Annotated in this window: 25 protein-coding genes; 8 read left to right on the top strand and 17 right to left on the bottom strand. The window is 68.9% G+C overall.

The window, feature by feature from the left end:
- Window positions 1-23 precede the first annotated feature (23 nt).
- Window positions 24-1,373, top strand: a complete 1,350-nt coding sequence (locus ACSVC7_RS00465; RefSeq protein WP_448204429.1) for a DUF1329 domain-containing protein — start codon at window positions 24-26, stop codon at window positions 1,371-1,373.
- A gap of 125 nt (window positions 1,374-1,498) precedes the next feature.
- Here the strand turns inward: ACSVC7_RS00465 and ACSVC7_RS00460 are convergent, their stop codons facing one another.
- Window positions 1,499-1,726 carry a hypothetical protein gene (locus ACSVC7_RS00460; protein WP_448204428.1) on the bottom strand — a complete coding sequence of 76 codons (228 nt, stop codon included), beginning with the start codon at window positions 1,724-1,726 and terminating at the stop codon, window positions 1,499-1,501.
- Complete coding sequence (locus ACSVC7_RS00455) at window positions 1,723-2,178, bottom strand: Fur family transcriptional regulator (protein WP_448204427.1); 456 nt, start codon at window positions 2,176-2,178, stop codon at window positions 1,723-1,725. The genes ACSVC7_RS00460 and ACSVC7_RS00455 overlap by 4 nt, the downstream gene beginning before the upstream one ends.
- A gap of 218 nt (window positions 2,179-2,396) precedes the next feature.
- On the opposite strand from ACSVC7_RS00455, the gene ACSVC7_RS00450 reads away from it, so the two are divergent.
- Entirely contained in the window at window positions 2,397-2,939 is a 543-nt protein-coding gene (locus ACSVC7_RS00450; RefSeq protein WP_448204426.1) for a superoxide dismutase family protein, read from the top strand.
- 308 nt (window positions 2,940-3,247) lie between these two features.
- Window positions 3,248-4,738: a DEAD/DEAH box helicase gene (locus ACSVC7_RS00445; protein WP_448204425.1), complete on the top strand. Its 1,491-nt coding sequence runs from the start codon at window positions 3,248-3,250 to the stop codon at window positions 4,736-4,738.
- 140 nt (window positions 4,739-4,878) lie between these two features.
- On the opposite strand, the gene gstA is transcribed toward ACSVC7_RS00445, so the two are convergent.
- From gstA to ACSVC7_RS00395, 10 genes are all read right to left on the bottom strand, one after another.
- Window positions 4,879-5,478 (bottom strand): glutathione transferase GstA, encoded by a 600-nt coding sequence (gene gstA / locus ACSVC7_RS00440; RefSeq protein WP_448204424.1) that lies wholly within the window; start codon window positions 5,476-5,478, stop codon window positions 4,879-4,881.
- 60 nt (window positions 5,479-5,538) lie between these two features.
- Entirely contained in the window at window positions 5,539-5,982 is a 444-nt protein-coding gene (locus ACSVC7_RS00435; protein WP_448204423.1) for a VOC family protein, read from the bottom strand.
- 47 nt (window positions 5,983-6,029) lie between these two features.
- Window positions 6,030-7,100: a sn-glycerol-3-phosphate import ATP-binding protein UgpC gene (locus ACSVC7_RS00430; protein WP_448204422.1), complete on the bottom strand. Its 1,071-nt coding sequence runs from the start codon at window positions 7,098-7,100 to the stop codon at window positions 6,030-6,032.
- A gap of 6 nt (window positions 7,101-7,106) precedes the next feature.
- Window positions 7,107-7,955 (bottom strand): sn-glycerol-3-phosphate ABC transporter permease UgpE, encoded by an 849-nt coding sequence (gene ugpE / locus ACSVC7_RS00425; RefSeq protein ID WP_448204421.1) that lies wholly within the window; start codon window positions 7,953-7,955, stop codon window positions 7,107-7,109.
- Window positions 7,952-8,836, bottom strand: coding sequence for a sn-glycerol-3-phosphate ABC transporter permease UgpA (gene ugpA, locus ACSVC7_RS00420; protein WP_448204420.1), 885 nt, complete (start codon window positions 8,834-8,836; stop codon window positions 7,952-7,954). Before ugpA ends, ugpE begins: the two co-directional genes overlap by 4 nt.
- A gap of 190 nt (window positions 8,837-9,026) precedes the next feature.
- On the bottom strand, window positions 9,027-10,364 hold the full coding sequence (ugpB, locus tag ACSVC7_RS00415) for a sn-glycerol-3-phosphate ABC transporter substrate-binding protein UgpB (RefSeq protein ID WP_448204419.1): 1,338 nt from the start codon (window positions 10,362-10,364) through the stop codon (window positions 9,027-9,029).
- Window positions 10,365-10,674: 310 nt separating this feature from the next.
- Window positions 10,675-11,070, bottom strand: coding sequence for a hypothetical protein (locus ACSVC7_RS00410; RefSeq protein ID WP_448204418.1), 396 nt, complete (start codon window positions 11,068-11,070; stop codon window positions 10,675-10,677).
- Between the two features lie 204 nt (window positions 11,071-11,274).
- Window positions 11,275-11,769: a ribonuclease toxin HepT-like protein gene (locus ACSVC7_RS00405; protein WP_448204417.1), complete on the bottom strand. Its 495-nt coding sequence runs from the start codon at window positions 11,767-11,769 to the stop codon at window positions 11,275-11,277.
- Window positions 11,741-12,097 (bottom strand): nucleotidyltransferase family protein, encoded by a 357-nt coding sequence (locus tag ACSVC7_RS00400; protein WP_448204416.1) that lies wholly within the window; start codon window positions 12,095-12,097, stop codon window positions 11,741-11,743. The genes ACSVC7_RS00405 and ACSVC7_RS00400 overlap by 29 nt, the downstream gene beginning before the upstream one ends.
- Before the next feature lie 64 nt (window positions 12,098-12,161).
- Window positions 12,162-13,715: a hybrid sensor histidine kinase/response regulator gene (locus ACSVC7_RS00395; RefSeq protein WP_448204415.1), complete on the bottom strand. Its 1,554-nt coding sequence runs from the start codon at window positions 13,713-13,715 to the stop codon at window positions 12,162-12,164.
- A 227-nt stretch (window positions 13,716-13,942) separates the two neighbouring features.
- Between ACSVC7_RS00395 and ACSVC7_RS00390 the strand changes: the two genes are divergently transcribed.
- From ACSVC7_RS00390 to ACSVC7_RS00380, 3 genes are all read left to right on the top strand, one after another.
- The gene (locus tag ACSVC7_RS00390) at window positions 13,943-14,671 is read left to right on the top strand and encodes a M48 family metallopeptidase (RefSeq protein ID WP_448204414.1); all 729 of its coding nucleotides are present in this window, start codon (window positions 13,943-13,945) and stop codon (window positions 14,669-14,671) included.
- 119 nt (window positions 14,672-14,790) lie between these two features.
- The gene (locus tag ACSVC7_RS00385) at window positions 14,791-15,975 is read left to right on the top strand and encodes a multidrug effflux MFS transporter (RefSeq protein WP_448204413.1); all 1,185 of its coding nucleotides are present in this window, start codon (window positions 14,791-14,793) and stop codon (window positions 15,973-15,975) included.
- A gap of 464 nt (window positions 15,976-16,439) precedes the next feature.
- Window positions 16,440-17,576, top strand: coding sequence for a type III PLP-dependent enzyme (locus ACSVC7_RS00380; RefSeq protein ID WP_448204412.1), 1,137 nt, complete (start codon window positions 16,440-16,442; stop codon window positions 17,574-17,576).
- Window positions 17,577-17,846: 270 nt separating this feature from the next.
- Here the strand turns inward: ACSVC7_RS00380 and ACSVC7_RS00375 are convergent, their stop codons facing one another.
- Window positions 17,847-18,065, bottom strand: a complete 219-nt coding sequence (locus ACSVC7_RS00375) for a DUF1127 domain-containing protein (protein WP_448204411.1) — start codon at window positions 18,063-18,065, stop codon at window positions 17,847-17,849.
- A gap of 454 nt (window positions 18,066-18,519) precedes the next feature.
- Here ACSVC7_RS00375 and ACSVC7_RS00370 point away from each other — a divergent pair, with 454 nt between their 5' ends.
- Window positions 18,520-19,203 carry an HAD family hydrolase gene (locus tag ACSVC7_RS00370; protein ID WP_448204410.1) on the top strand — a complete coding sequence of 228 codons (684 nt, stop codon included), beginning with the start codon at window positions 18,520-18,522 and terminating at the stop codon, window positions 19,201-19,203.
- 13 nt (window positions 19,204-19,216) lie between these two features.
- Window positions 19,217-19,561: a cupin domain-containing protein gene (locus ACSVC7_RS00365; RefSeq protein WP_448204409.1), complete on the top strand. Its 345-nt coding sequence runs from the start codon at window positions 19,217-19,219 to the stop codon at window positions 19,559-19,561.
- On the opposite strand, the gene ACSVC7_RS00360 is transcribed toward ACSVC7_RS00365, so the two are convergent.
- The 4 genes from ACSVC7_RS00360 to ACSVC7_RS00345 all read right to left on the bottom strand — a co-directional run bounded on the left by ACSVC7_RS00360 (window position 19,540) and on the right by ACSVC7_RS00345 (window position 23,630).
- On the bottom strand, window positions 19,540-21,636 hold the full coding sequence (locus ACSVC7_RS00360; RefSeq protein WP_448204408.1) for a tetratricopeptide repeat protein: 2,097 nt from the start codon (window positions 21,634-21,636) through the stop codon (window positions 19,540-19,542). The two genes, ACSVC7_RS00365 and ACSVC7_RS00360, sit on opposite strands and share 22 nt — an antisense overlap.
- Window positions 21,623-22,813 carry a DUF3142 domain-containing protein gene (locus ACSVC7_RS00355; RefSeq protein ID WP_448204407.1) on the bottom strand — a complete coding sequence of 397 codons (1,191 nt, stop codon included), beginning with the start codon at window positions 22,811-22,813 and terminating at the stop codon, window positions 21,623-21,625. The genes ACSVC7_RS00360 and ACSVC7_RS00355 overlap by 14 nt, the downstream gene beginning before the upstream one ends.
- A 174-nt stretch (window positions 22,814-22,987) precedes the next feature.
- A complete protein-coding gene (locus tag ACSVC7_RS00350; RefSeq protein ID WP_448204406.1) occupies window positions 22,988-23,392 on the bottom strand; it encodes a gamma-butyrobetaine hydroxylase family protein in 405 nt (134 codons plus the stop codon).
- A 1-nt stretch (window position 23,393) separates the two neighbouring features.
- Window positions 23,394-23,630, bottom strand: coding sequence for a Trm112 family protein (locus ACSVC7_RS00345; protein WP_448204405.1), 237 nt, complete (start codon window positions 23,628-23,630; stop codon window positions 23,394-23,396).
- Between the last annotated feature and the right edge of the window lie 2 nt (window positions 23,631-23,632).

The following is a 23,632-nucleotide window of genomic DNA, read 5'->3' as shown; positions in this document are numbered from 1 at the left end:
GCACCCCGAACCCGGCTGACCTCATGAACCGCCTTTTCGCCGCCGCCCTGCTGGCTCTCCTCGCTCTGCCCGCCGCCGCCCAGGACAAGACCGCCCAGGACAAGGCGCCGCCGGAAAAGGTCCCCGCCCTGGGCGAGGAGCTGACGCCCTTCGGCGCGGTGCGGGCGGGCAACAAGACGCGCGCGATCCCGCTGTGGGCGGGCGGGCTGACGAAGATGCCGGACGACGCCGTGCCGGGACGTCCCCTGCCCGACCCCTACGACGAGGACGCGCGCTGGTTCACCGTGGGGCCGGCCGACCTGGAGCGCTACAAGGTGCGGCTGTCGGCGGGGCTTCAGGCCTTGCTGCAGAAGGACCCGACCTTCGAGATCCCGGTCTTCCCGACCCGGCGCAGCGCCGCCGCTCCAGGACGCGTCTACGAGGCGACGCTGGAAAACGCCAGGCGCGCCAGGCTGGGGGAGAACGGGCTGGCGCTGAAGGACGCGCGGGTGGGCGTGCCCTTCCCCATCCCGGCCAACGGCGTCCAGGCGATGTGGAACCACGTCCTGCGCTGGCGCGGCGAGGCGGTCAGCCGCACCGGCCTGACCGTGATCCTGGATCAGGCCGGCAACATGCCGATGTCGATCTACCGGGAGGATCGTCTGTCCGGCTACGCCGCCGGGCTTGAGGGGCGCCCGCTCTATTACCGCCGCACCACCCTGTCCCCCAAGGCCGAGGCCGGGACGACCCTGCTGCTGCACGGGACGCTGGACCCGATCCTGACCGGCTTTGCCGCCTGGTACCGGGCGGGCGAGACCGGCAAGCCGGTGCGCGCCGGCGATTTCGTCTACGACCGGCCGGACCCGGCCACGGGCGGCATCCGCACCGCCGACATGCTGGACATGTTCAGCGGGCCGCTCGACCGCTTCGACTTCACGCTGGTGTCCCGGCGCGAGATGTACGTGCCCTACAACGCCTATCGGATGAACGCCGACGGACTGTCGCCGGTCGATTTCCTGTGGCCCAACCACCCGAACCCGAAATTCCTGCGCTACGAGCTGCACCGGGTCTGGGTGGTGGAGGCCAAGATCAAGCCGAACTACCGCCACGCCCTGCCGGAGCGCACCTACTATCTGGACGAGGATTCCTGGCAGATCGTCATGGCCGACCACTACAACGCCAGGGGGGATCTGGTCCGCTACGCCGAGGCGCACGGCGTCGCCTACCCGCAGCTTCCCGCCTTCGCGCCGGCCATGGAGATCACCTACGACCTGGAAGGCGGCCGCTACGTGGTCAGCGGCATCGACAACGACCTGAAGCCGCCCACCTTCGACAAGCCCATGAAGCCCGAGGACTTCGCCCCGGAAACCCTGGAGAAGAGGCGGCGTCGGTAAGACGAACGATCACCGCAGATCACCGTAGGTTGGGTTGAGCGCTCGCGAAACCCAACAGTTCTGGCACAGCGACGTGTGTTGGGTTGCGCTGACGCTTAACCCAACCTACGGAAGCAAGCGCTTTATCAATGCCGGACCGGGCCGGCGACCCAGTGGCTGACGATGGTCTGTGCCTGGAACAGCGTGCAGTCCGGGTTGTGGTAGCGGAAGACGGTGACCGCCGCTTCCAGGGCGTAGCGCTCCGGCTGGCCGCAGTCGCAGAGACCCGTGTAGCAGCGCCGCACCGCCTCGCGGCCGCCGACGCTTTCCGGTGGGAAGGGATCGAGCGTCAGGGCGCGCGCGTCCTGCTTCATGACGGCTCCCCCACGCCCTCGCCATCCAACTCGTGGTCGGCCGTGTCGTCGAGCGGAATGCCGTAGATTTCCAGCCGGTGGCCGACGATGCGGTAGCCAAGCTCGCGGGCGATGCGCTCCTTCAGGGCCTCCAGCTCCGGGCTGGCGAACTCGATGATGCGGCCGCTGCGGGTGTCGATCAGGTGGTGGTGGTGGTCGGCCGTCGCCTCCTCGTAGCGGGCGCGGCCGTCGCCCAGGTCGACCTTCTCGATCACCTGCGCGTCTTCCAGAAGGCGCATGGTGCGGTAGACGGTGGCGATGGAGATGCGCGGGTCGATCAGCACCGCGCGGCGGTGGACCTCCTCCACGTCGGGATGGTCGTCCGACTCCGACAGAACCTGCGAGATGACGCGGCGCTGGCCGGTCATCTTCAAACCCTTTTCCAGGCACAAGGCCTCAAGCCGCGACGCCATTCCCACCATCACCTTCGCCGTGCACGCGAGCGCCCATCATACTGCAAGCCGTTCGCAATCCCAGTGTGACGTTCGCGCGGCGAAAAGCCGCAGTTGGCCGAAAGCGAGCGTTGACTTGACACGGTGGCTTAAGCCCAAATTTTGCACATCCGGGCGTTGCGGCTCCCGCACCGGCCCGGACACCGTGGGAATGACAAACCGTGGGAGGAACAAGAGACATGAGACGTACCGCACTGGCCGCCGGCGCGGCCCTTCTCGCTCTGGGCGCGGCGCTGGCACTGGCGCCGACGACGGCGACGGCGCAGATGCCCGGCCAACCGCAGGCCCAGGCCGCCATGAAGGACGCGGACGGCAAGGACCTGGGCACCATCAGCCTGACCCAGTTCCCGCACGGCCTGCTGATCCACGGCGAGCTGGAGGGGCTGAAGCCCGGCTGGCACGCCGTCCACATCCACGAGAACGGCGCCTGCACCCCGACCTTCGCGGCGGCGGGCGGGCATTTCAACCCCGGCGGCGGCCAGCACGGCTTCGACGCGGCCCCCACCCACGCCGGCGACCTGCCGAACTTCCTCGTCACCGACTCCGGGAAGGGCGCCTTCGAGATCATCGCGCAGCAGGTGACGCTGGGCGAGGGGCAGGCCAGCCTGTTCAAGCCGGGCGGCACCTCCTTCGTCGTCCACGCCCAGCAGGACGACTACGCCAGCGAACCGGCCGGCGCGTCGGGCGACCGCGTCGCCTGCGGCGTCGTGACCAAGCGCTGACGTTCCGCGATCGGCCGCCGCCCCCTTCCGCGGAAGGGGGCGGGCGCGGGACATTTCCTGTCCTCTCCGGTCTCCGGGACCGTGTTTGCTTGCCAAAGGCCGCCCCACCGCCTATGTGTGGTCGGTCGATTCCGCTTTGGGGCTGCCGGCTCCTTGACTCTTGGTATCTGTTGGCCCGGTACCGGCGCGCCTGTTGCGCCTTCCCACGGTGAATTGATGGCTCCGCGCACTCCCGCGGCGGAGCGCGACAGCCCGGCGGCGCCCCCAGGGGGTGCGGCCCCTTTTCACGTGACCAGGACCCATCACGCATGACCGAATTCAGTGGCCTCGGCCTGATCGAGCCCCTTCTGCGCGCCGTCGCGGAGGAGGGCTACCAGACCGCCACGCCGATCCAGGCCCGCGCCATCCCCGTTCTTCTGGAAGGCCGCGACGTTCTGGGCCTCGCGCAGACCGGCACCGGCAAGACCGCCGCCTTCACCCTGCCGATCCTCCAGCGCCTGTTCGAGGCCAAGCGCCGCGTCCAGGCCAAGGCGCCCCGCGCGCTGATCCTGACCCCGACGCGCGAGTTGGCGCTGCAGATCGCCGACAGCTTCAAGACCTACGGCCGGCACCTGCCGATCCGCCGCACGGTGATCCACGGCGGCGTGGGGCAGAGCCCGCAGGTCGCGGCGCTGGCGCGCGGGACGGAAGTGCTGGTGGCGACCCCCGGCCGCCTGCTGGACCTGATGGCGCAGAAGCAGTGCGTGCTCGACAACATCGAGGTCTTCGTGCTGGACGAGGCCGACCGCATGCTCGACATGGGCTTCATCCGCGACGTGCGGAAGGTGGTCGCGGTGTTGCCGAAGCAGCGCCAGACGCTGCTGTTCTCCGCCACCATGCCGGACGCGGTGGTCGAACTTGCCCACAGCATCCTGACCGACGCCGAGCGGATCGAGGTCGCCCCGCAGTCCACCACGGTGGAGCGCATCGCCCAGCGCGTGCTGTTCGTTGAGAAGGCCGACAAGCGCCGCCTGCTGGCCGACCTGCTGCAGGACAGCGCCATGGAGCGGACCATCGTCTTCGCCCGCACCAAGCACGGCGCCGACCGTGTCGCCGACCATCTGCGCAAGGCCGGCATTCCCGCCGACGCCATCCACGGCGACAAGTCGCAGTCGGCCCGCGTCCGCGCGCTGGAGTCCTTCCGGGCCGGCGAGTTGCGGGCGCTGGTGGCGACCGACATCGCCGCGCGCGGCATCGACATCGACGGCATCACGCACGTCATCAACTTCGACCTGCCGAACGAGCCGGAAAGCTACGTCCACCGCATCGGCCGCACGGCCCGCGCCGGCACCGACGGCAGCGCCGTTTCCTTCTGCGACGCGGAGGAGGTGGCCTACCTGAAGGACATCGAAAAGACGATCCGCCAGCCGGTCCCCGCCGACCACGACCATCCCTACCACGCGACCGTCGTCGCCGCGCTGCACGCCTCCACCGCCAAGCCGCCGCGCAAGAAGCCGCAGCAACAGCAGCAGGGCCGCCCGCAGGGGAACCGTGGGCAGGGCCAGGGTCAGGGTGGCGGCCGGCCGCAGCAGGCCGCGAAGGCCGCGAAGGCCGCTCCCCAAGGGGCCACGCAGGGCGCTTCGCCGAAGCCGCAGGCCACCAAGCCCCAGAACGACAAGCCCCGTGGCACGCCGGGCGGCGATCAGCCGCTGAAGGCCAAGTCGTCCGTCAACCAGCAGAACCGCCACAACCGCCGCCCCGCCCCGCATGGCGGCGCGCATGGTGGTGCGGCCGGCGGCGGCAAGCGGTCCGCGGCGTAAGGCATTGCCCCCACCCTAACCCTCCCCCGCCGTTGGCGGTGGAGGGGGCTGCCGCCGCGTTGCCCAAGGCCCCTCTCCCGCGAAGCGGGGGAGGGAGGGACCCGCGGCGAAGCCGTGGGAGGGAGGGGGCAAGCGGTTCCTTACGCCTCCGCCGCCAGCGCCGCGGCGACCGCCGGGCGCTCGGCCACACGCGCCAGATAGGCGACGAGGTTCGGGAAACCGCCGAGGTCGATGCCCATCGGCTTCGCCCAGCGCAGCACCGTGAACGCATAGGCGTCGGCCACCGTGAAGCGGTCGCCCATCAGGTAGGCCTTGCCGTCCAGCGCGGCGTTCACCACGGCGAACTTGGCGTTCAGCGTCTGCTTGACGATGTCCTTATAGGCGTCCGGCGTGGTCGGGCGGAACAGCGGGCTGAAGGTCTTGTGCAGCTCGGTGCCAATGAAGTTCAGCCACTCCTGCACGCGGTAGCGGTCCAGCGAGCCCGCCGGCGGCAGCAGGCCGGAGTCCGGGGCGCGGTCGGCGACATACTGCACGATCACCGACCCTTCGGTGAGGATCCCGCCCTCGTCGAGCGCGAGCGTGGGCACCTGCCCCTTCGGGTTGACGGCCAGGAAGTCGCTGCCGTCCTCGGTCTTCTTGGCGGCGAGATCGACCTTCACGAGGTCGAAGGGCAGGCCGGTCTCGCGCAGGACAATGTGCGGCGACAGCGAGCAGGCGCCCGGCTTCATGTAGAGCTTCACGTCTCTGATCCCTTCTTCGGTGGGTGTTCAATGCCTGAAGAGGTACACCAGGACGCGCCGCTAGCGCGCGAAAATCTGGCTCATGTCCTGGAAGCTCTTGAATTCCAGCGCGTTGCCGCTCGGGTCCAGGAAGAACATGGTCGCCTGTTCGCCGACTTGGCCCTTGAAGCGGATCTGCGGCTCGATCAGGAACTTGATGCCCGACGCCTTCAGCTTGTCGGCCAGGGCGTGCCAGTCGTCCCAGTCCAGGATCACGCCGAAATGGCTGGCGGGCACCTCCTCCCCGTCCACGGGGTTGGTGGCGTGGGTTCCCGCCTCCTCCGTCACATGGGCCACCACCTGATGGCCATAGAGGTCGAAGTCGATCCAGCGGTCGGACTCCCGCCCCACCCCGCAGCCGAGCATGCCCGCGTAGAAGGCGCGCGCCTCCTCCTTGTCGCGGACGGGAAAGGCGAGGTGGAAGGGCGGGACCTTCTTCGCCCTGTCGCTTGTCGTGTCACTCATGGGTTCGTCTCTTCCCTTTGCTTTTGTACCTGAGCAGTTTAGTCGGATTAGCCGGGCAGGCGCCACCCGGTTTGCGCGTCGAACAGGTGCAGCGCGTCGGCTGCGGCGGTCAGGCGCAGCGTCTCGCCCTCGCGGCAGCGCGGCAGGCCGGCCATGCGGACCACCAGCGCCTCCCCGTGCGGCAGCCGCCCATAGACCACCGTGTCGGCGCCCAGCGCTTCCACCAGCTCCACCGACACGGCCAGCGGACCGTCGGCCGTCACCGACAGATGCTCTGGCCGGACGCCCAGCTTCACCGCGCGGCCGGCGAGGTCCGGTTGTGGGCGCGGCAGCGGCAGCCGGACGCCGCCGGGCAGGTCCACCCCCTCCCCCCGCGCGTCGATGCGGGCGTCCACGACGTTCATGGGCGGCGAGCCGATGAAGCCCGCCACGAACAGGCTGGCCGGGCGCTGGTAGACCTCCAGCGGCGTGCCGACCTGCTCCGCCACACCGTGGTTCATGACCAGGATGCGGTCGGCGAGCGTCATCGCCTCCACCTGATCGTGCGTCACGTAAAGGCTGGTGATGCCCAGCCGGTCCTGAAGCCGCTTGATCTCCACGCGCATCTGCGTGCGCAGCTTGGCGTCGAGGTTCGACAGCGGCTCGTCGAACAGGAAGGCCGCGGGCTCCCGCACGATGGCGCGGCCCATGGCGACGCGCTGGCGCTGCCCGCCGGACAGCTGGCTCGGCCGGCGGTCGAGGAAGCGGTTCAGCTCCAGGATCTCCGCCGCCTTCGCCACGCGCGCCTGGATCTCGGACTTGGGCAGTCCCCGGATCTTCAGCCCGTAGGCCATGTTGTCGAACACGCTCATGTGCGGGTAGAGCGCGTAGTTCTGGAACACCATGGCGATGTCGCGGTCCTTGGGCTCCAGCCCGTTGACCACGCGCCCTCCGATGGCGATGTCGCCGCCGGTGATGCTCTCCAGCCCCGCCACCATGCGCAGCAGCGTGGACTTGCCGCAGCCCGACGGGCCGAGCAGCACGAGGAACTCCCCGTCCGCCACCGCGATGTCGATGCCCTTGATCGCCTCGACGGAGCCGTAGGACTTGCGGACCTGCTTCAGATCGACCGTTGCCATGTCTTTTTACTTCTCGCTGTCCACAAGGCCTTTGACGAACCAGCGCTGCATCAGCACCACCACCGCCACGGGCGGCAGCATGGCCAGCACGGTGGTCGCCATGATGACGTTCCACTCCGTCGCGGCCTCGCCGGTGCCGATCATCTTGGTGATGCCGATGACCACCGTTTCCATGCTGCCGCTGTTGGTGACCAGCAGCGGCCACAGGTACTGGTTCCAGCCGTAGATGAAGAGGATGACGAAGAGTGCCGCGATGTTCGTGCGCGACAGCGGCAGCACCACGTCGACGAAGAATCGCACCGCCCCCGCGCCGTCGATCTTGGCGGCCTCCACCAGCTCGTCCGGGATGGTCAGGAAGAACTGCCGGAACAGCAGCGTCGCCGTGGCTGAGGCGATCAGCGGAACGGTCAACCCGGCGTAAGTGTCGATGAGGCCCAGGTTCGCCACGACCTCGTAGGTCGGGATGATGCGCACCTCCACCGGCAGCATCAGCGTGATGAAGATCATCCAGAAGAAGACCATGCGCAGCGGGAAGCGGAAGAAGGCCACCGCGTAGGCGGAGATGATGGAGATGGCGATCTTCCCCAGCGCGATGGTCAGCGCCATGACGAGGCTGTTCCACATCATCACGCGCACGGGCGTGTGCAGCAGCCGCTCGCTCTGCGATTCGGCCCAGGCGGAGGCATAGTTGTCGAACCACTCCCCGCCCGGCGTCAGCGGCAGGTTGCCGCGCCCGATGGTCCCCGCGTCCCAGGTGGAGCCGATCAGCGTGACGTAGATCGGAAAGGCGAAGACCAACACGCCCAGGATCAGCACGGCGTGCGGCACGAGGTCCATAAGTCGCCGGGCCATCATGAGTAGTGCACCTTGCGCTCGACGAAGCGGAACTGGACGGCGGTCAGCGCGATGACGATCACCATCAGGATCACCGACTGCGCCGAGGAACCGCCAAGGTCCTGGTTCACCACGCCGTCCTGGTAGACGCGGAAGATCAGCGTCTCGGTCGCCCGGCCGGGGCCGCCGTGGGTCAGGGCGTGGATGGTGCCGAAGGTCTCGAAGAAGGCGTAGACCATGTCCACGACCAGCAGGAAGAAGGTCGTCGGTGACAGCAGCGGGAAGGTGATCGTCCAGAAGCGGCGCGGCGCGCTGGCCCCGTCGATGCTCGCCGCCTCCAGCACGGAGCGCGGAATCGCCTGCAACCCGGCCAGGAAGAAGATGAAGTTGTAGGAAACCTGCTTCCAGCTCGCCGCCAGGATGACCATGGTCAGCGCCTGCGCGTTGTTCAGCCGGTAGTCCCAGGCGTAGCCGAGGTCGTTCAGCGCGCGGCCGAGGATGCCGATCTCCGGGTTGAAGATGAACATCCACAGCACCGCCGCCACGGCGGGCGCCAGCGCGTAGGGCCAGATCAGCAGCGTCTTGTAGACGCGCGCCCCCTTGATCTTCGAATCCGCCAGCACGGCCAGCCCCAACGCCACCCCCAGCGACAGCAGCGTGACCGCCCCGCTGAAGATCACCGTCACCCGCAGGCTGTCGAGGTAGCTGGGGTCCTCCAGAACCGCCTGGAAATTCTCGAACCAGACGAACTGGCTGCGCAGGCCGAAGGCGTCCTGCACATGCACGGACTGCCAGACGGCCCGGACCGCCGGCCAGATGAAGAAGACGAGCGTCACCGCCACCTGCGGCGCGAGCAGCAGGTAGGGCAACGCCTTGTTGTCGAAAATGACGCGACGTTGCATGAAGTCCTCGAAATCGACCCGCACCGCAACAAGGGCTTTCCAAGAACGACCGACCACCGTCATCCCCGCGAAGGCGGGGATCCAGGCGGACCCAGAAGGTTGTCGAGGTGCCCTGGATTCCCGCCTTCGCGGGAATGACGGTCAGTGGTTGCCTTCAGAGTTCCCTTGCGGCGGACGAGAGAGGGCCTGTTCAGCCCTTGTTGGCGCGTTCGAAGTTGCGCAGCACGGTGTTGCCGCGCTTGACCGCGCTGTCGAGCGCCTGTTGGGCGGTCTGCTGGCCCTGGAAGGCCTTTTCCATCTCTTCCTGGATGATGTTGCGGATCTCCGGCAGGTTGCCGAGCCGCAGGCCCATGCTGTTCTCAGTCGTGGGCGTGCGGGTCAGCTGCTGCGCGGGCACGTCGGCGCCGGGGTTCTTCTCATAGAAGCCGGCTTTTTTCGCCTCCTCGAAGCCGAGGAAGGTCACGGGGACGTAACCGGTGTCCATGTGCCACTTGGCGTCCACCTGCGGCCGGGCGAGATAGCTGAAGAAGTCGGCCACGGCCTTGTACTCGTCCGCTGTGCGCTTGGGCGCGGTCATCACCCAGAAGGCGGCGCCGCCGATGATGGAATTCTTCGGCGCGTCCTTCACATCCGGCCAGTAGGGCAGCGGGGCGGCGCCCCAGGCGAACTGCGCCTCTTTCACGATGCGCCCGCGCAGGCCGGAGGAGGCCTGGATCATGGCGCACTCGCCCGACGGGAACAGCGGGTCGGCGGCGGTGTCGCGCCCGGCGTATTTCAGCAGCCCTTCCTTCTGGAGATCGACCAGCGTCTGGAGATGCTTCACGAAGAACGGGTCGTTGACCTTCAGTTCCGCGTTCAGCCCGCCGAAGCCGTTGGACTGACTGGCGAAGGGCTTGTTGTGGATGGCGCCCACCTGTTCGAACTGCGTCCAGGTCGGCCAGGAGAAGGTCATCGGGCAGTTGACCCCGGCGGCCTTCAGCTTGCGGGCGGCGTCGATCACCTCCGGCCAGGTCGCCGGCGGCTTGTTCGGGTCGAGCCCGGCCTTCTGGAAGGCGTCCTTGTTGTAGAAAGTGATGGTGGTCGAGCTGTTGAAGGGCAGCGCCATCATCTTGCCGTCCTTCGACGAATAGTAGCCGCGCACCGCCGGGATATAGGCGTTGGCGTCGAAGGCGGCCCCCGTCTCGCTCATCAGCTGGTGCACCGGCTTGATGGCCGGGCCGGCGGCCAGCATGGTGGCGGTGCCGACCTCGAACATCTGCACGACGTGCGGAGCGTTGCCGGCGCGGAAGGCGGCGATGGCGGCCTGCATCGTCTCCGGATAGCTTCCCTTGTAGCTGGCGTTGACCTGCACCTTGTCCTGGCTGTCGTTGAAGCCCTTCACCACCTGCTCAAGCTGGCCGCCGAGCGGCTGCGGCAGGCCGTGCCAGAACTCGATGACGGTCTTCTGCTGGGCAAGGGCGCTGCCGGAAAGTCCGACGGCGAGGGCAAGCGCGGCCGTCGAGGCGGCGAGCGTGCGGCGGGTCAGCATGGTCTGTCTCTCCCTGTGCCGGTCGGCGTTGGACCGGTCGATTGGTGGATTTCTTGGAATGCAGAGCGCGGGTTGCGGTCCCGCGACGGTCTTTTGAAGTTATGGTGACGTGAAGTTTTGGTGATGGCGGTTGGGCGCGCGCGACTGCTCACCCGCAACCTGGAACGGGTGCAGGCGGCGCGGCAGGCGGTATGAAGACGCAATCCGGCCCTGGTGGCCGTGTCGGCATGAAAAAATCCCTCCCCGACTTTGTACTTCTTTTCCGCAAGCGTTAGGGAGAGATGGGTGTGCTGTCAATCAGCCGTACGGATCAACGGGGCAGAGCCCAAACGGCAGAGCCGTCCCGGCACAGCGACCCGGTCACCCGCGACAGCGCATTGCCGGCCAAAGCCGTGGAGGGCAGATCGCAGTAATAGCGACTCGGACCCGACAGGATGAGGGGCGTCGTCGGTGCGGCAACCAGCGGGGTCGGGTAATAAGCGACCGGCGGCGGGCAATAGCCGGACACCGGCGCCGGGTTGTAGCCGGGAGTGAGGACATCCAGGCCGGGCCGATAGCCGAACAGGCACCCACGCAGGTCCCCGAACCGGTCCCGATCGAACCGGTCCCAATCGCCCTGCGTCACGCCGCGCCCGCTCCAGTCCTTATCGACCGAAGCCGCCGGGGCCGGGCTCACCGGACCCAGCGTCACCATTGCGACCGCCATTACGAAGGACCAACGCCAACCGGCACAGCGCAGCATGGCACCCTCCCTCCGGAGGCCATGGCCGGGGCGGGACACCCCCGGACTCTCCGCCGGGGCCTCCACGGGAAGTATGGGCCTTTTGCCGGCAAGCCGCGCTTGGCCGATCGGCGGGACCGCCGGGGCAAGCGTGGGCGCGGCTATCCGTTCGTTCGGCCGGTCCGCTGCCTACAGAATGCCCATGGCCCGGGCGAAGGCCGTCACATCCGCCCGAAAGCCCGCTTCGGCTTCCACGGCGATGGGGACGTTCTCCGCCGCGCGGGCGAAATCATAGCCATCGTAGGCATGGCGCAAGGCGTGCCGGAAGCCCCGAAGCTTTTGCAACCTCGCCGCCGTCGTCGGGGAGAGCATAGCCGGGCGCAAGCCTTCGATGGGCGCGGCGGCGCGGCGGATCAGCTCGGCGTGATAGGCGGCGCCCATGGGCAAAGCGCCATCGACGGCCTGGACCAGCCGTTCGAGCGCGCTCTCCATCGCGCCATAGCCGTTGTGCAGCATCAAGCCGATGGCGTATTCGCGGTCCATGCGCACGTCGTCTGGCAAGGGCTCGGGCAAGGGATCGCCGGCCAGCAACGTCTCGGCCCGCGCCGCCGCGGTGCGGACATTCGTTCGCGCGGCATCGAGGTCGCGCTGAACGTCAGCCCAGAGCGCCGGGTTCGCGGCCATGGCGCAGCACCCTTTCACGAAGGTTTGGGGACAGGAAGCGGTCCGGGATCACGTCCGCCTCGAAGCCGGCGGTGGTGAGCAGCGTGTCCACCTCCGCCGCAACGTCGCTGTCCGGACCCGGCGAAAGTCCGAGCAGGGCGACATCGACGTCGGAGCGCTCGTGGAAGCCGCCCTCGGCCAGAGACCCGAACACGACCAGGCGACCGCCCGCCCGGCGGGCCAGCGCATCGGCCTGCTTCAGCGCGGTCAGCGCCGCCGCGCGCCGTTGCGCAATCCGGCGCGCCCGGATGTCCTCGTACCGCGGATGGTCCGTTCCGGCGGCTGCCATGGCTTCGAATCCGATCCCTATGTCCTGAATGCCCGTGGGATCATAGCAGAAACGGCCGGACGGGTCACACGCCCGCGCGGGTTCCCGCGCCGGACAGGCTGTGGGCGATCAGGGACTTCAGCACCACCGGGTCGTAGGGCTTGTGCACCACGTCGAAGCCGGAGCGGTCGACGGCGCGCAGCCGGTCGGGGTCGGTGTCGCCGGTGACGATCACGCCGGGCAGGCGACGGCCGCAGCGGTCGCGGACGGCGCGGATGGCGTCGATGCCGGTTTCCGGCCCGGTCAGCCGCAGGTCGGACAGGACGAGGTCCGGCGCCGCCGGCGTGGCGGCCAGCCGTGCGTAGGCCTCCGACAGGCTGCGCGACGGGATCACCGCATAGCCCCAGCCGCGCAGCAGAAGCCCGATGCCCTCAAGCTGCATGGCGTCGTCCTCGATGACCAGGACGGTGCCCTTGTCGGCGTCCTGGTCGGCTTCGGCATTGGATGCCTTGGCGGATGCGGCGGTCACGTCACCGTTGATGCCGTCGGTCTCGTCTTCATCGTCGCGTTCGGCGTCGGCCAGCGGCACCTCCACCGCGAAGACGGAGCCCTTGCCGGGCCGCGAGCGCACGGTGATCGCGGTCCCCAGCACCTCCGCCAGACGCCGCGCGATGGCGAGGCCAAGGCCCAGCCCCTGCTTGCGGTCGCGGCCGGGGTTGCCGAGCTGGTGGAAGTCCTCGAAGATCGCGGCCTGATCGCCCTCGGCGATGCCGATTCCGGTGTCCCACACCTCCACCCGCAACGCCGTGCCACGCCGCCGCGCGGCCAGCAGCACGCCGCCCTTTTCCGTGTAGCGCAGCGCGTTGGACAGGATCGGGCGCAGCAGCCGTTCCAGCAGGACGGGATCGGTCGTCACGTCCAGCTCGGCCGGGCGCACGTTGAAGCGCAGGCCCTTGGCCTCCGCCTCCGGCGCGAATTCCTGCAGCAGGCGGCCCAGCGTTTCGTCCATCGGGAAGGTCTGCGGCTTCGCCTTCACCAACCCGGCCTCCAGCGCCGAAACGTCCAGCAGCGCGCGCAGCAGCGTCTCGCCGGCGGTGATGGCCTGCTCCAGCTTGTCGCCCAACTCGCGGGAGCCGGCATCGGTCAGGCGCCCCATCAGCAGGTGATGGAACAGGTGCATGGCCTGGAAGGGCTGGCGCAGGTCGTGGCTGGCGGCGGACAGGAAGCGGCCCTTCGCGGCGCGCGCCTTCTCGGTCTCGGCACGTGCCTGCTCCGTCTCCGTCCGCGCGGCGGCCAGCAGGGCGGCGTTCGCGTCGGCGATGGCGGCGACGGCCGTGACGACCCCGTCGGCATCGCGCACGGGGGTCAGTGTCACCTCCCCCTTCGGCAGCAGCCCCGGAGCGGTGACCGGGTTGCCCGTGACCACGACGCGGCGAAGCTGCGCCACGACCTGCGCGACGATGGCCGGGGGGATGCCGAGCACGGCCAGGCCCTTGTCCTCGATATCCTCCGGCAGACACCCGAAGACGGCGGCGAAGGCTTGGTTGACCACGAGAATCCGCCCATCCGGCGAAAGCAAAGCGTGAGCGGCGCCGTTGGCCGACAACAAGGCCTCAAGCCGGGATTCACGGCTCGTCATATGACTTTCGGATAGACTCTTTTCGGTATACTCGGTCACGACTTCACCAAACCGCTCGGGTTAAGGACACTTTATCCTGCGACTTGGCAGCCAGAGTCAAATGTCACATGCAGAACTCAGTTGAGACAAAATCCGTTCGAATGTGAAAAGTCGCCGTTCCACTGGCCGCGCGATCGCGCGGCCGCCGATCCATTGGCTGCACAGCCCCCGCCGGTCTATAAAGAGATATGATCTTCCGCCGCAAACCAAAGAGCCCCCGCCCGAAAGCCCCGCGCGCGCTGGCCGTGGAGGGACTGCCCGTCCCGCTGGAACTGCGGGAGAGCGCCCGCGCGCGGCGGATGACCTTGCGGGTGGACGCGGGACGCGGGCTGGTCCAGGTGGTGATTCCCGTCGGCGTGCCGGAAATCGAGGCGCTGCGATTCGTCGGCCGCCACGACGGCTGGGTGCGGGCGCGGCTGGCCGCGCTGCCCCCGCAGCTGCCCTTCGCGGACGGGGCGGTCGTGCCTTACCTGGGCGTCGATCATGTGATCCGCCACACCGCCGACCTGCGCGGCGCCACCCGGCGGGAGGACGGCGCCATCCTGGTCGGCGGCCAGCCGGAGCATGTCGCGCGGCGCGTGCGCGACTTCCTGATGGCGGAGGCGAAGCGCGAACTGGCCGAACGGTCGCGCGCCAAGGCCGCCCTGATCGGCGCGCGGGTCGCCGCCGTGACCGTGCGCGACACCAAAAGCCGCTGGGGAAGCTGCTCCGCCACCGGCCGGCTGTCCTTCTCCTGGCGGCTGATCCTGACGCCGGAGCCGGTGCTGGACTATGTGGTCGGCCACGAGGTGGCGCACCTGCGGGAGATGAACCACTCCGCCCGATTCTGGGCGCTGTGCGCGCAGCTGACCCCCGACGTGAAGGCGCCGCGCGCCTGGCTGAAGACCAACGGGGCGCGGCTGCTGCGGTACGGATAAGGGTTGTTTCACTTGCAACGGAAGCATGCCGAAAGCGGGCGGGGCCGCGCGGCGCGCCCTCTGTTATAGAGCCGTCTGCTGCCGAGTGGCCCCTCCCTTCCGGAATCGCTGTGAAGCCCATGCCCCGCCCCGATTCCCTCGCCGTTCGGGTGCTGCTGACCGCGCTCGTCGCCTTCGGCCCGCTGTCGACCGACCTGTACCTGCCCTCGCTGCCGACGCTGGTCACGGTGTTCGGGACGGACATCGCCACCGTGCAGCTGACTCTGTCGGTCTTCCTGGTCGGCTTCGCGGTGTCGCAGCTCGTCTACGGGCCGGTGTCGGACCGGTTCGGCCGGCGGCCGGCGCTGCTGGGCGGGGTGGCGATCTATCTGGTGGCGAGTGCGGCCTGCGCGCTGACCGACAGCATCGGCGGGCTGATCCTTGCCCGCTTCTTCCAGGCGTTGGGCGCCTGCTGCGGCCCGGTGGTGGCGCGGGCGGTGGTGCGCGACGTGTTCGGGCGCGACCGGGCGGCGACGGCGCTCGCCTACATGGCCATGGCGATGACGCTGGCCCCGGCGGTCGGCCCGATCCTGGGCGGCGTCATCACGGAGCTGTTCGGCTGGCGCGGCAACTTCCTGCTGCTGACCGGCTTCGCCGTGCTGATCCTGGGTGCGACCTGGGCGCTGCTGGCCGAGACCAACGCGCACCGGGACGAGAACGCCCTGCAGCCCGGCCGGATGGCCGCCAACTACATTCTGCTGCTGCGCGACCGCGGCTTCCTGGGATTCATGCTGACGGTGGCCTTCACCTACAGCGGCATCTTCGCCTTCATCTCCGGCTCCAGCTTCGTGCTGATCGGGCGGCTGCACCTGACCCCGGCGCAGTATGGGGCGAGCTTCGGCGTGGTGGTGCTGGGCTACACGCTGGGCTCCTTCCTCGCCGGACGGCTGAGCCACCGCAAGGGCGGCCCCTGGATGATCCGCACGGGCACGGCGCTGTCGCTGGCCGGCGGGCTGCTGGGGGTGGCGCTGGCGGTCGCCGACGTCGCGCATCTGGCGGCGGTGGTGGCACCGGTCTTCGTCTTCATGGTGGGGGCCGGGCTGACCCTGCCCAACGCCATGGCCGGCGCGGTCGGCCCCTACCCGATGATGGCCGGCCTCGCCTCCGCCCTGGTCGGCTTCGCGCAGATGGCCATCGCGGCGGGGGTTGGCGTGGCCGTCGGCCACCTGCACACCGGCACGCAGCGTCCCATGATGGGGGCCATCGGGCTGGTCGCGCTGGGGGCGGCGCTGGCGCACCGGACGCTGGCCGCCAAGCACGCCTGAACCGGCCCGAAAACACCACCCAAGCCCATGATATTTATGGGACTTTCCACCCCAGACGGAGGGTTGCTACTTTTTTGCGGCGCGGCGCATTTTTCACTTTAAATGCCGGGCTGATGGATCTATGTAACCGCAACTCGCAAGCGCACGTGCCGCTGGCCCGCCCTCGTCTTTTCGAGATGTGGTTATGCAACGACGTAACGCGTGATCCCCGACCGTCCCTTAAGCAAGGCGGCGTCTTGGAGGTTACGATGGTTCATGTTGTTGTGGGTGGGCGCCGGCTCACCCGTTTCCGAAATATCCCAGCCCGGACAGTCCTGTCGCACACAGGCAAGGTCGAACGGCAGTCCAGTATCGGCGGCCTGAGCGCCTGACCTTTTGTTTTTGGTCAGTTGCGCGCGGCCGCTCCGTACCCCGACTACTCACAATTCGTCCAGACACCTGCATCTTGCGTCCGGGAGACTGAGATGACCGATAAGATTGCGCGCTTTTTCGAAGAGCAGCGCCCGCAGACTCCTTGCCTCGTCGTCGATCTGGACGTCGTGGAAGCCAACTACCACGACCTGGAGGAAGCCCTCCCGGACGCGAAGATCTTCTACGCCGTGAAGGCCAACCCGGCGCCGGAAATCCTCAGCCTGCTGACCCGCCTGGGCTCCGCCTTCGACACCGCCAGCGTGCCGGAAATCCAGATGGTGCTGAACGCCGGCTGCTCGCCGGAGCGCATCTCCTACGGCAACACCATCAAGAAGGAAGCGGACATCCGCCGCGCCTTCGAGCTGGGCGTGCGCCTGTTCGCCTTCGACAGCGAGGCGGAGCTGGAGAAGATCGCCCGCGCCGCCCCCGGTTCGCGCGTCTTCTGCCGCATCCTGACCTCCGGCGAGGGTGCGGAGTGGCCGCTGTCGCGCAAGTTCGGCTGCGACCTCGCCATGGCGCGCGAGCTGCTGCTGAAGGCCCGCGACATGGACGTCGTGCCCTACGGCGTGTCGTTCCACGTCGGCTCGCAGCAGAAGGACCTGATGCAGTGGGACCACGCCATCTTCCAGGTGGCGCAGCTGTTCCGCGAGCTTGAGGTGCTGGGCGTCGATCTGGGCATGATCAACCTGGGCGGCGGCTTCCCCACCCGCTACCGCACCGACGTGCCGGAGACGACCGCCTACGGCCAGGCCATCTTCGAGTCCCTGCGCACCCACTTCGGCAACCGCCTGCCGGAAGCCATCGTGGAGCCGGGCCGCAGCATGGTCGGCAACGCCGGCATCATCGAGAGCGAGGTCGTGCTCGTCTCCCGCAAGTCGGCCACCGACCTGAAGCGCTGGGTCTATCTGGACATCGGCAAGTTCAGCGGTCTGGCCGAGACGATGGACGAAGCCATCCAGTACCCGATCGAGGTGCTGGGCGATGACGGCGACTGCGACGGCGAAGCGGTCGTGCTGGCCGGCCCGACCTGCGACAGCGCCGACGTGCTGTACGAGCGCGCCGAGTACAAGCTGCCGCTGGACCTGAAGGCCGGCGACCGCGTGCGCATCCACGCCACCGGCGCCTACACGACGACCTACTCGGCCGTCTGCTTCAACGGCTTCGCGCCGCTCCAGCAGATCTGCATCTGATATATTCCCCCCTCTTCCGCCTCCGGCGGGAGAGGGAGGGGCCCACCGCATCAGCGGTGGGAGGGTGAGGGCAAGGTCAGCCCGAGAATCCAGGCAACGCGAGCGTAGGATTCTCGGCAAAACCTTGCCCTCACCCTCCCGCTTCGCGGGTCCCTCCCTCTCCCATCGGGGATGGGAGAGGGTTTGAACAAGGCACCCCAGACACGAAAAGGGCCGCTTCCCGAACGGAAGCGGCCCTTTTTCATGAGCGTCTCGGTCAGCCGGGAAGGATCAGGCCTTCCAGAACGGCTTGCTGACTTCGCACTCGACTTCGAACTGGTTGATGCCGATGTCGTGCAGCATGCGGTCGTCGAGACGGGCGAGTTCGCGGCGGGTGAGAGCCCGTTGCCGCCACAGAGCGAATGTATCCAGAACATTGTCCAGCACATGCGCCACCGGAGCAGCCCAGGAGCCACGGCCAACGCGGGCCGATTGCAGAGCCATTGCCATGGTGGTTTTTCCTATTTCGTCGGTTGAGCGAGGGGGCCAGCGGAACCGCTTCGGAACCGTCGGCCGCGCCCTCGGCCTGTGAGAAAGAATATTACCCATCCAAAGTGGTCCTACCACCGACAAGTGGGAATGCCCGCCGTGTGCAATCTCGATAGCTGCCTCAGGAATATCACCGATGCACAAGTCATGAGCAGCGGCAGAGATTAGACGCTCCGCGAATTGATGGCGACACGAACAACACCCACCCACGCCGTTGATTTGTCCGCTTCTATTGAGGCCTCCATCTCACGGATATTGTTTGTTACCAATACTGTCCGCCGCCACCGCGGCCCCTTCGTCCGCACACGCTTTGGGCAGTCGCACGGACGGGCTCACGATGCAGGCAGGCGCTGGACAGGCCGCGCGCCGCGTCATACCTCTGGATCGCACACGGATTTCGGAACCGAGCCTCCCCATGATCGACACCATCGCCTTCGACGGCGACGACACCCTCTGGCACAACGAGTCGCTGTTCTCGATGACGCAGGAGCGTTTCCGCGCGCTCCTGTCCCACGCCGCCGACCCGGCGGACATCGACCGGCGCCTGCTGCGGGCGGAACGGGAGAACCTGCGCGTCTACGGCTACGGCATCAAGGGCTTCGTGCTATCGATGATCGAGACGGCGGTGGACCTGACCGACGGGCGCATCGGCGGGCGCGACATCCAGAGCCTGATCGACTTCGGCAAGGCCATGCTGGAGCATCCCGTGGACCTGCTGGACGGCGTGGCGGAGGTGGTGGAGGCGCTGTCCGGCCGCTATCGCCTGATGCTGATCACCAAGGGCGACCTGTTCGACCAGGAAAGCAAGATCGCCCGCTCCGGCCTTGCCGAGCGCTTCAACGCCGTGGAGATCGTCAGCGAGAAGGATCCGGAGACCTACGGGCGCTTGCTGGGCAAGCATGGGGTGGACCCGGCGCGCTTCGTCATGGTGGGCAATTCGGTGCGTTCGGATGTCCTGCCGGTCCTGGCCGTTGGCGGCCACGCCGTGCATGTGCCCTACCACGTCACCTGGGCGCACGAGGAGGCGGAACCGCCGACCGAGAACTACCGCCGCATCGACACGGTGCGCGACCTGCCGCCGCTGCTGTCGACCTGGTGAGGAGGCGTCCCCGATGAGCTTCGCCCTGCTGACCGACCAAGCCGAGCCCGAGACCGGCGGCCCCGCCCCGGACCGCATCCTGTCCGGCGCCCCCGTCTTCACCACCTGGAACCAGTACGAGTCGCCGGACGGCAAGCGCTTCGCCGGCGTCTGGCGCTCCACACCCGGTTCCTGGCGCATCGTCTACGACGAGTGGGAATACTGCGAGATCCTGGAAGGCGTCAGCACCATCACCCACGCCGACGGCCGCCGCTGGACCGTCCGCCCCGGCGACCGCTTCACGCTGGAGCCGGGCTTCGACGGCGTGTGGGAGGTCGTGGAGACGACGACCAAGCGCTACGTGGTGGTTCTGCCGTAACGCCGCCGGTGCCGGACCAGCGCGGCGACCGCGCCCGCGACGGCCAAGGCCGCGAAGGCGATTCCCCAGCGGTACGGACGGACGGCGGTGCGCGCATCCAGCCACACATAGGCCGGCAACCGGCGCGCCGCCCCGTCGAAGTCCGGTTCCGGGCAGTCCTGCCCGAACCGGTTGGCCCACGGGACGTATGGCCCGTCCTCCACATAGCGCTCGTAGAGGGCGCGGAACCGGTCCTCCTCCCGCGTCTGGTCCATCCATTTCGCCGCGCGGCAGAGCACGGCGGCGAAGGCCTGGGAGCGGTGCGGCAACAGGTCCGCCGCCTCCGTCGCGAGGTCCACGGCGATGTAACGGTAGTGCCAGCGCTTGTCCGGCTTGGCGCGGCTGTCCTCGAACCGGCGCTTCTCGCCGTCCGTGATGTAGGGGCCGTCCAGCCGGTCCTGCCCCAGCCCGCCTTCATAGGCACCGTCGTAGACGTGCAGATCGGGCGGCCCTTCGTAGCCCATCATCGCCATGCCGTGGCGGCGGGCCAGCACCGCCGCCTCGAACAGCGCCCGCGCGTGGTCGATCCACCACCAGCCGTCGCGCGCCTTTCGCAGAGCCTTGGCGTAGTCCCTCGCCTGATCGGCGGTCTCCGGGCGCGCGAAATAGCCGAAAGCCTCGTCGTAACGGCCGTCGCGCATCAGCCGGCGGGCCAGCAGGTCGCGCAGGCTGGCGCGTTCGCTTATCCAGGAATCCGGCCAGGAATCCGAGCCACCGGCCGGAATCTCGCCCTTCCGGTCCACGAAGGCTTTCAGTTCGTCCACGGTCAGAACGCGCTCCGCGATGTGGGCCACGTCCCCCCAATAGTCGCGCCCCACGGGGTGAAGCAGCTCCAGGGCGTTGACATACTCGCCGCGCGCCAGGGCCAGCGTGCCCCTCTCCCCCTGCAGCAGCGTGGTGGCCGGGTCCGACAGCACGCCGCCGGCCTCCGGGAAGGCGCGGGAAGCCTCCGCGTACAGGGCGGCGGCCTTGCCAAGGTCGCCGTCGCGCAACGCCAGCTTCGCCTTGACCCAGACAGCCAGCGGCCCGGACGCCCGCTCCGCCGCGCGCCGGGCGGTGTCGTACTGGCCCATCAAATAAGCGAGCGACGCCAGCCGGTCGGCCCCAGCCACAGACGCCACCCCACGCTTTTCCAGAGAATCGACCAGGGCGGCAACCCGCCGGTCCTGCTTCGCGGGGGGCTCGACCCAGGGGCTTAAGGAGCGTGCGAGCGCGTATCCGACGACGAGCCGCTGCACGATGGGTTGGCCGATGGCCGCGTCGAGCCGGGCGGGGTCTTCGAAGAGCCGTTCCGCCACCATGCGCAACGAATCGACGCCATCGTCCGACCCGCGCGCCGCCTGCTCCGCATAGAGAGTCGCGGCGACGGCGATGGCGGCACCGTCGTTCCCCGCCGTCCGGTCCGCTGCGGCGAGATACAGCCGCGCCTCCTCGCCGAAGCTCGCCACCGCCAGCCCCAGCGGGTCGGGGGCACCGCCGCGCGCCAGATCGCGCGTCAGGGCGAAGGCGTACAGCGCCCCGTCCAGGTCCCCGCGCGCGGCCAAGGTCCGCCCCAGCATGTAGGCCGCCCACACGGCGCGGGCGTTCCGTTCCGCCTCCGGCAAGCCCAGGATCGCGTCGAAGCGCCGGGTCGCGCCCTCAAGATCGCCCGTACGGAAGGCGACCGCGCCCGCCGTGTAGAGCCGCACGGCGGTCGGCAGCCCCTCCCCGCGCGCGAAGGCCTCGTCGCCGGATGGAGCGGACCGCATCGCGGCGATCAGCCCCCCTTGCTCCTCGGTCAGCCCCGCGCGCTCCGCCTCGTCCCGGTCCTTGTCCTCGTCATGATCCCAGCCGGTCGGCTCGACCGCCTTCAGCCCGTCCGCCGGGGCTGGCAGAAGATGCGCCGCTTCGAAGGCGAAGCCGTTGGCCGGGGCGGCCGTCAGCGTCGCCTCGCGCCGGTCCAGAAGCTGCCAGGGAAAGTCCGGCCCACAGGCGATGGCGGTGGTCACGGCCAGCGCAGCACCGACGGCCAGCACGGCCACCTTACGGTCGAACATCGACGGCCCCTTCCTTCTCGCCGCAGCGCATCCAGCCGATCACGCGCCGCTGGCCGCCGCGCAGCCAGCCATCCCGCGTCTTTGCCAGAATCAGCCGGTTCCCGTCACGCTGAAGTTCGTAGCCGCCGATCCCGTCCGCCACGGTGCAGGCTGCGTCCAGCCGGACGGCGCGCGGCAGCGCGGCATCGACCTCGCCCGCGTTGGTCAGCACCACGTCCTGCACGCCCGGCGTGTCGGAACGCCGCACCTGCGCAGACAGAGCCGTCCGCAGCGGCTGTCCCTGCGCCACCGCACGCCACGTCGCGAGGCTCCAGGCCCGGCTATCCTCCGCGGTGGGCAGCCGGAACCACGCGACGCCCCGCAGTCCGGCGGGCGGGTCGCGTTCCAGCGCGCGCAGCAGGCCGGCGACCGCCTCCGGCGCCGCGGACAACTCGTCCGCCGGACCATCGCCTGCGAGGGTGGGCGCCTCGCTCTCCACGGCGGCCATGCGGCCGTCCTTGTCCCAATGGACGCGCGTTCCGTAGGTGGGCAGCGCCACACGGAAGGGTCTGTCGGTGCGGCGAGCCATCGCGTCGACCCACCCCCGCGCAGTGCGCGGATCGAACAGCCCGAAGCGGGGATTCCGCACGGCATGGACCTGAAGGACGACCTCGTCCGCCCGCCCGGCCAGATCGCCGAACAGGGGCGACGGCAGCCACGTCGGCAGCGCCGTGATCGACAGCGGCAAGCCAGCGGGCAGGCGATCGCGCAACGCCGCCAGGAACCGCGCGTAGCCGTCCAGCCGTGCCGTGGCGCAGTCGTGGTCGATCTCGACCCCGGCGACGGGCACGCCCTGCTCCCGCGCCCAGGCGGGAATGTTCGCAAGGTCCGCCAGGAATGCGTCGTCGGTCGGCGGCGGCACCGATCCGTCGATGCGGACGACCAGCACGACGGCGCGCCCGCTCCGCGCCAGCGCGCCCCAGTCCGGCGCCATCCGGATCGACCGCCGCGCCCCGTCCACCTCCGCGACCAGCACCCGCCAGCGCCCGACCATGTCCGCCGACTGCCGCAGCGCGTCGCCGAGCGCGGGCGTCCACCGCCTCTGCCAGACATAGGCGTCCTGGGGCAACGGCCCGGCGGGTCCGCCGGAACGCGCCAGCGCGGCGAGAAGGAGGGCGAGAAGGATGAGCCGCCGCACGGCTGGACTCGCGTTGGGAAAATGGCGAACGGTGCCCCCACCCTCCCGCTGGCGCGGGTCCCTCCCTCCCCCGCTGCGCGGGAGAGGGTGAGTTTGCGGAGCGGCGGCAGTTCCCTCCACCGCGCAGCGGGGGAGGGTTAGGGAGGGGGCAACGGGTTCGACGGTTTCAAGGCCTCACCGCCGGCCCTTGGGATCCCGGCTCAGCCCCTTCTGCTCCAGCTCGGCCAGATATTCGGCCCACAGCCGGTCCTGGTCCTCGCCGATCTCGTACAGGTACTTCCAGGAGAAGATGCCGCTGTCGTGCAGGTCGTCGAAGACGATCCGCACCGCGTAGCGGCCGATCGGCTCCAGGTTCATGATGCCGACGTGGCGGCGACCGGCGACGGTCTGCTTCTGGCCGGGGCCGTGCCCTTGCACCTCGGCGGACGGGCTGTGCACGCGCAGGAATTCCGCCGGGTAGGAAAAGGTCCGGCCGTCGTCGAAGTCGATCTCCAGCCGCTTCTCCTCCTTCTTCAGGCGGATTTCGACCGGCCAGTGCTTCGTGCCGAACTCGTCCGTGGCGAAATTCTCGTCCGTCATATCAGGCGGCCCCGGGCTTGGTGTCGAGGCTGCGGGCCTCGTCGATCAGCATGATGGGAATGCCGTCGCGGATGGGATAGGCCAGACCGGCGCGCTCGCTGATCAGCTCGGCGCGCTCGGCGTCGTAGCGCAGCGGCCCCTTGGTCAGCGGGCAGACGAGGATTTCCAGAAGCTTCGGGTCGACGCGGGCCTGCGTCTTGCCTTCGCCGGGCGTGTCCTCGGTGGTATGGGCGCTCATGG

Source organism: Azospirillum mesophilum (assembly GCF_053470405.2).
Note: the sequence above shows the minus strand (reverse complement) of the source record. Positions and strands in the feature narration are given on the sequence as shown.

Coding starts and splice junctions, on each gene's coding strand:
- ugpB (WP_448204419.1), bottom strand. CDS start 10,364: ATGCTGACCCGCCGCACGCTCGCCGCCTCGACGGCCGCGCTTGCCCTC.
- ugpE (WP_448204421.1), bottom strand. CDS start 7,955: ATGATGGCCCGGCGACTTATGGACCTCGTGCCGCACGCCGTGCTGATC.
- ACSVC7_RS00445 (WP_448204425.1), top strand. CDS start 3,248: ATGACCGAATTCAGTGGCCTCGGCCTGATCGAGCCCCTTCTGCGCGCC.
- ACSVC7_RS00465 (WP_448204429.1), top strand. CDS start 24: ATGAACCGCCTTTTCGCCGCCGCCCTGCTGGCTCTCCTCGCTCTGCCC.
- ACSVC7_RS00430 (WP_448204422.1), bottom strand. CDS start 7,100: ATGGCAACGGTCGATCTGAAGCAGGTCCGCAAGTCCTACGGCTCCGTC.
- ACSVC7_RS00375 (WP_448204411.1), bottom strand. CDS start 18,065: ATGGCAATGGCTCTGCAATCGGCCCGCGTTGGCCGTGGCTCCTGGGCT.
- ACSVC7_RS00390 (WP_448204414.1), top strand. CDS start 13,943: ATGATCTTCCGCCGCAAACCAAAGAGCCCCCGCCCGAAAGCCCCGCGC.
- ACSVC7_RS00405 (WP_448204417.1), bottom strand. CDS start 11,769: ATGGCCGCGAACCCGGCGCTCTGGGCTGACGTTCAGCGCGACCTCGAT.
- ACSVC7_RS00365 (WP_448204409.1), top strand. CDS start 19,217: ATGAGCTTCGCCCTGCTGACCGACCAAGCCGAGCCCGAGACCGGCGGC.
- ACSVC7_RS00400 (WP_448204416.1), bottom strand. CDS start 12,097: ATGGCAGCCGCCGGAACGGACCATCCGCGGTACGAGGACATCCGGGCG.
- ACSVC7_RS00350 (WP_448204406.1), bottom strand. CDS start 23,392: ATGACGGACGAGAATTTCGCCACGGACGAGTTCGGCACGAAGCACTGG.
- ACSVC7_RS00460 (WP_448204428.1), bottom strand. CDS start 1,726: ATGAAGCAGGACGCGCGCGCCCTGACGCTCGATCCCTTCCCACCGGAA.
- ACSVC7_RS00410 (WP_448204418.1), bottom strand. CDS start 11,070: ATGGCGGTCGCAATGGTGACGCTGGGTCCGGTGAGCCCGGCCCCGGCG.
- ACSVC7_RS00435 (WP_448204423.1), bottom strand. CDS start 5,982: ATGAGTGACACGACAAGCGACAGGGCGAAGAAGGTCCCGCCCTTCCAC.
- ACSVC7_RS00370 (WP_448204410.1), top strand. CDS start 18,520: ATGATCGACACCATCGCCTTCGACGGCGACGACACCCTCTGGCACAAC.
- ACSVC7_RS00385 (WP_448204413.1), top strand. CDS start 14,791: ATGCCCCGCCCCGATTCCCTCGCCGTTCGGGTGCTGCTGACCGCGCTC.
- ACSVC7_RS00345 (WP_448204405.1), bottom strand. CDS start 23,630: ATGAGCGCCCATACCACCGAGGACACGCCCGGCGAAGGCAAGACGCAG.
- ACSVC7_RS00455 (WP_448204427.1), bottom strand. CDS start 2,178: ATGGCGTCGCGGCTTGAGGCCTTGTGCCTGGAAAAGGGTTTGAAGATG.
- ACSVC7_RS00450 (WP_448204426.1), top strand. CDS start 2,397: ATGAGACGTACCGCACTGGCCGCCGGCGCGGCCCTTCTCGCTCTGGGC.
- ACSVC7_RS00380 (WP_448204412.1), top strand. CDS start 16,440: ATGACCGATAAGATTGCGCGCTTTTTCGAAGAGCAGCGCCCGCAGACT.
- ACSVC7_RS00395 (WP_448204415.1), bottom strand. CDS start 13,715: ATGACGAGCCGTGAATCCCGGCTTGAGGCCTTGTTGTCGGCCAACGGC.
- ACSVC7_RS00360 (WP_448204408.1), bottom strand. CDS start 21,636: ATGTTCGACCGTAAGGTGGCCGTGCTGGCCGTCGGTGCTGCGCTGGCC.
- ugpA (WP_448204420.1), bottom strand. CDS start 8,836: ATGCAACGTCGCGTCATTTTCGACAACAAGGCGTTGCCCTACCTGCTG.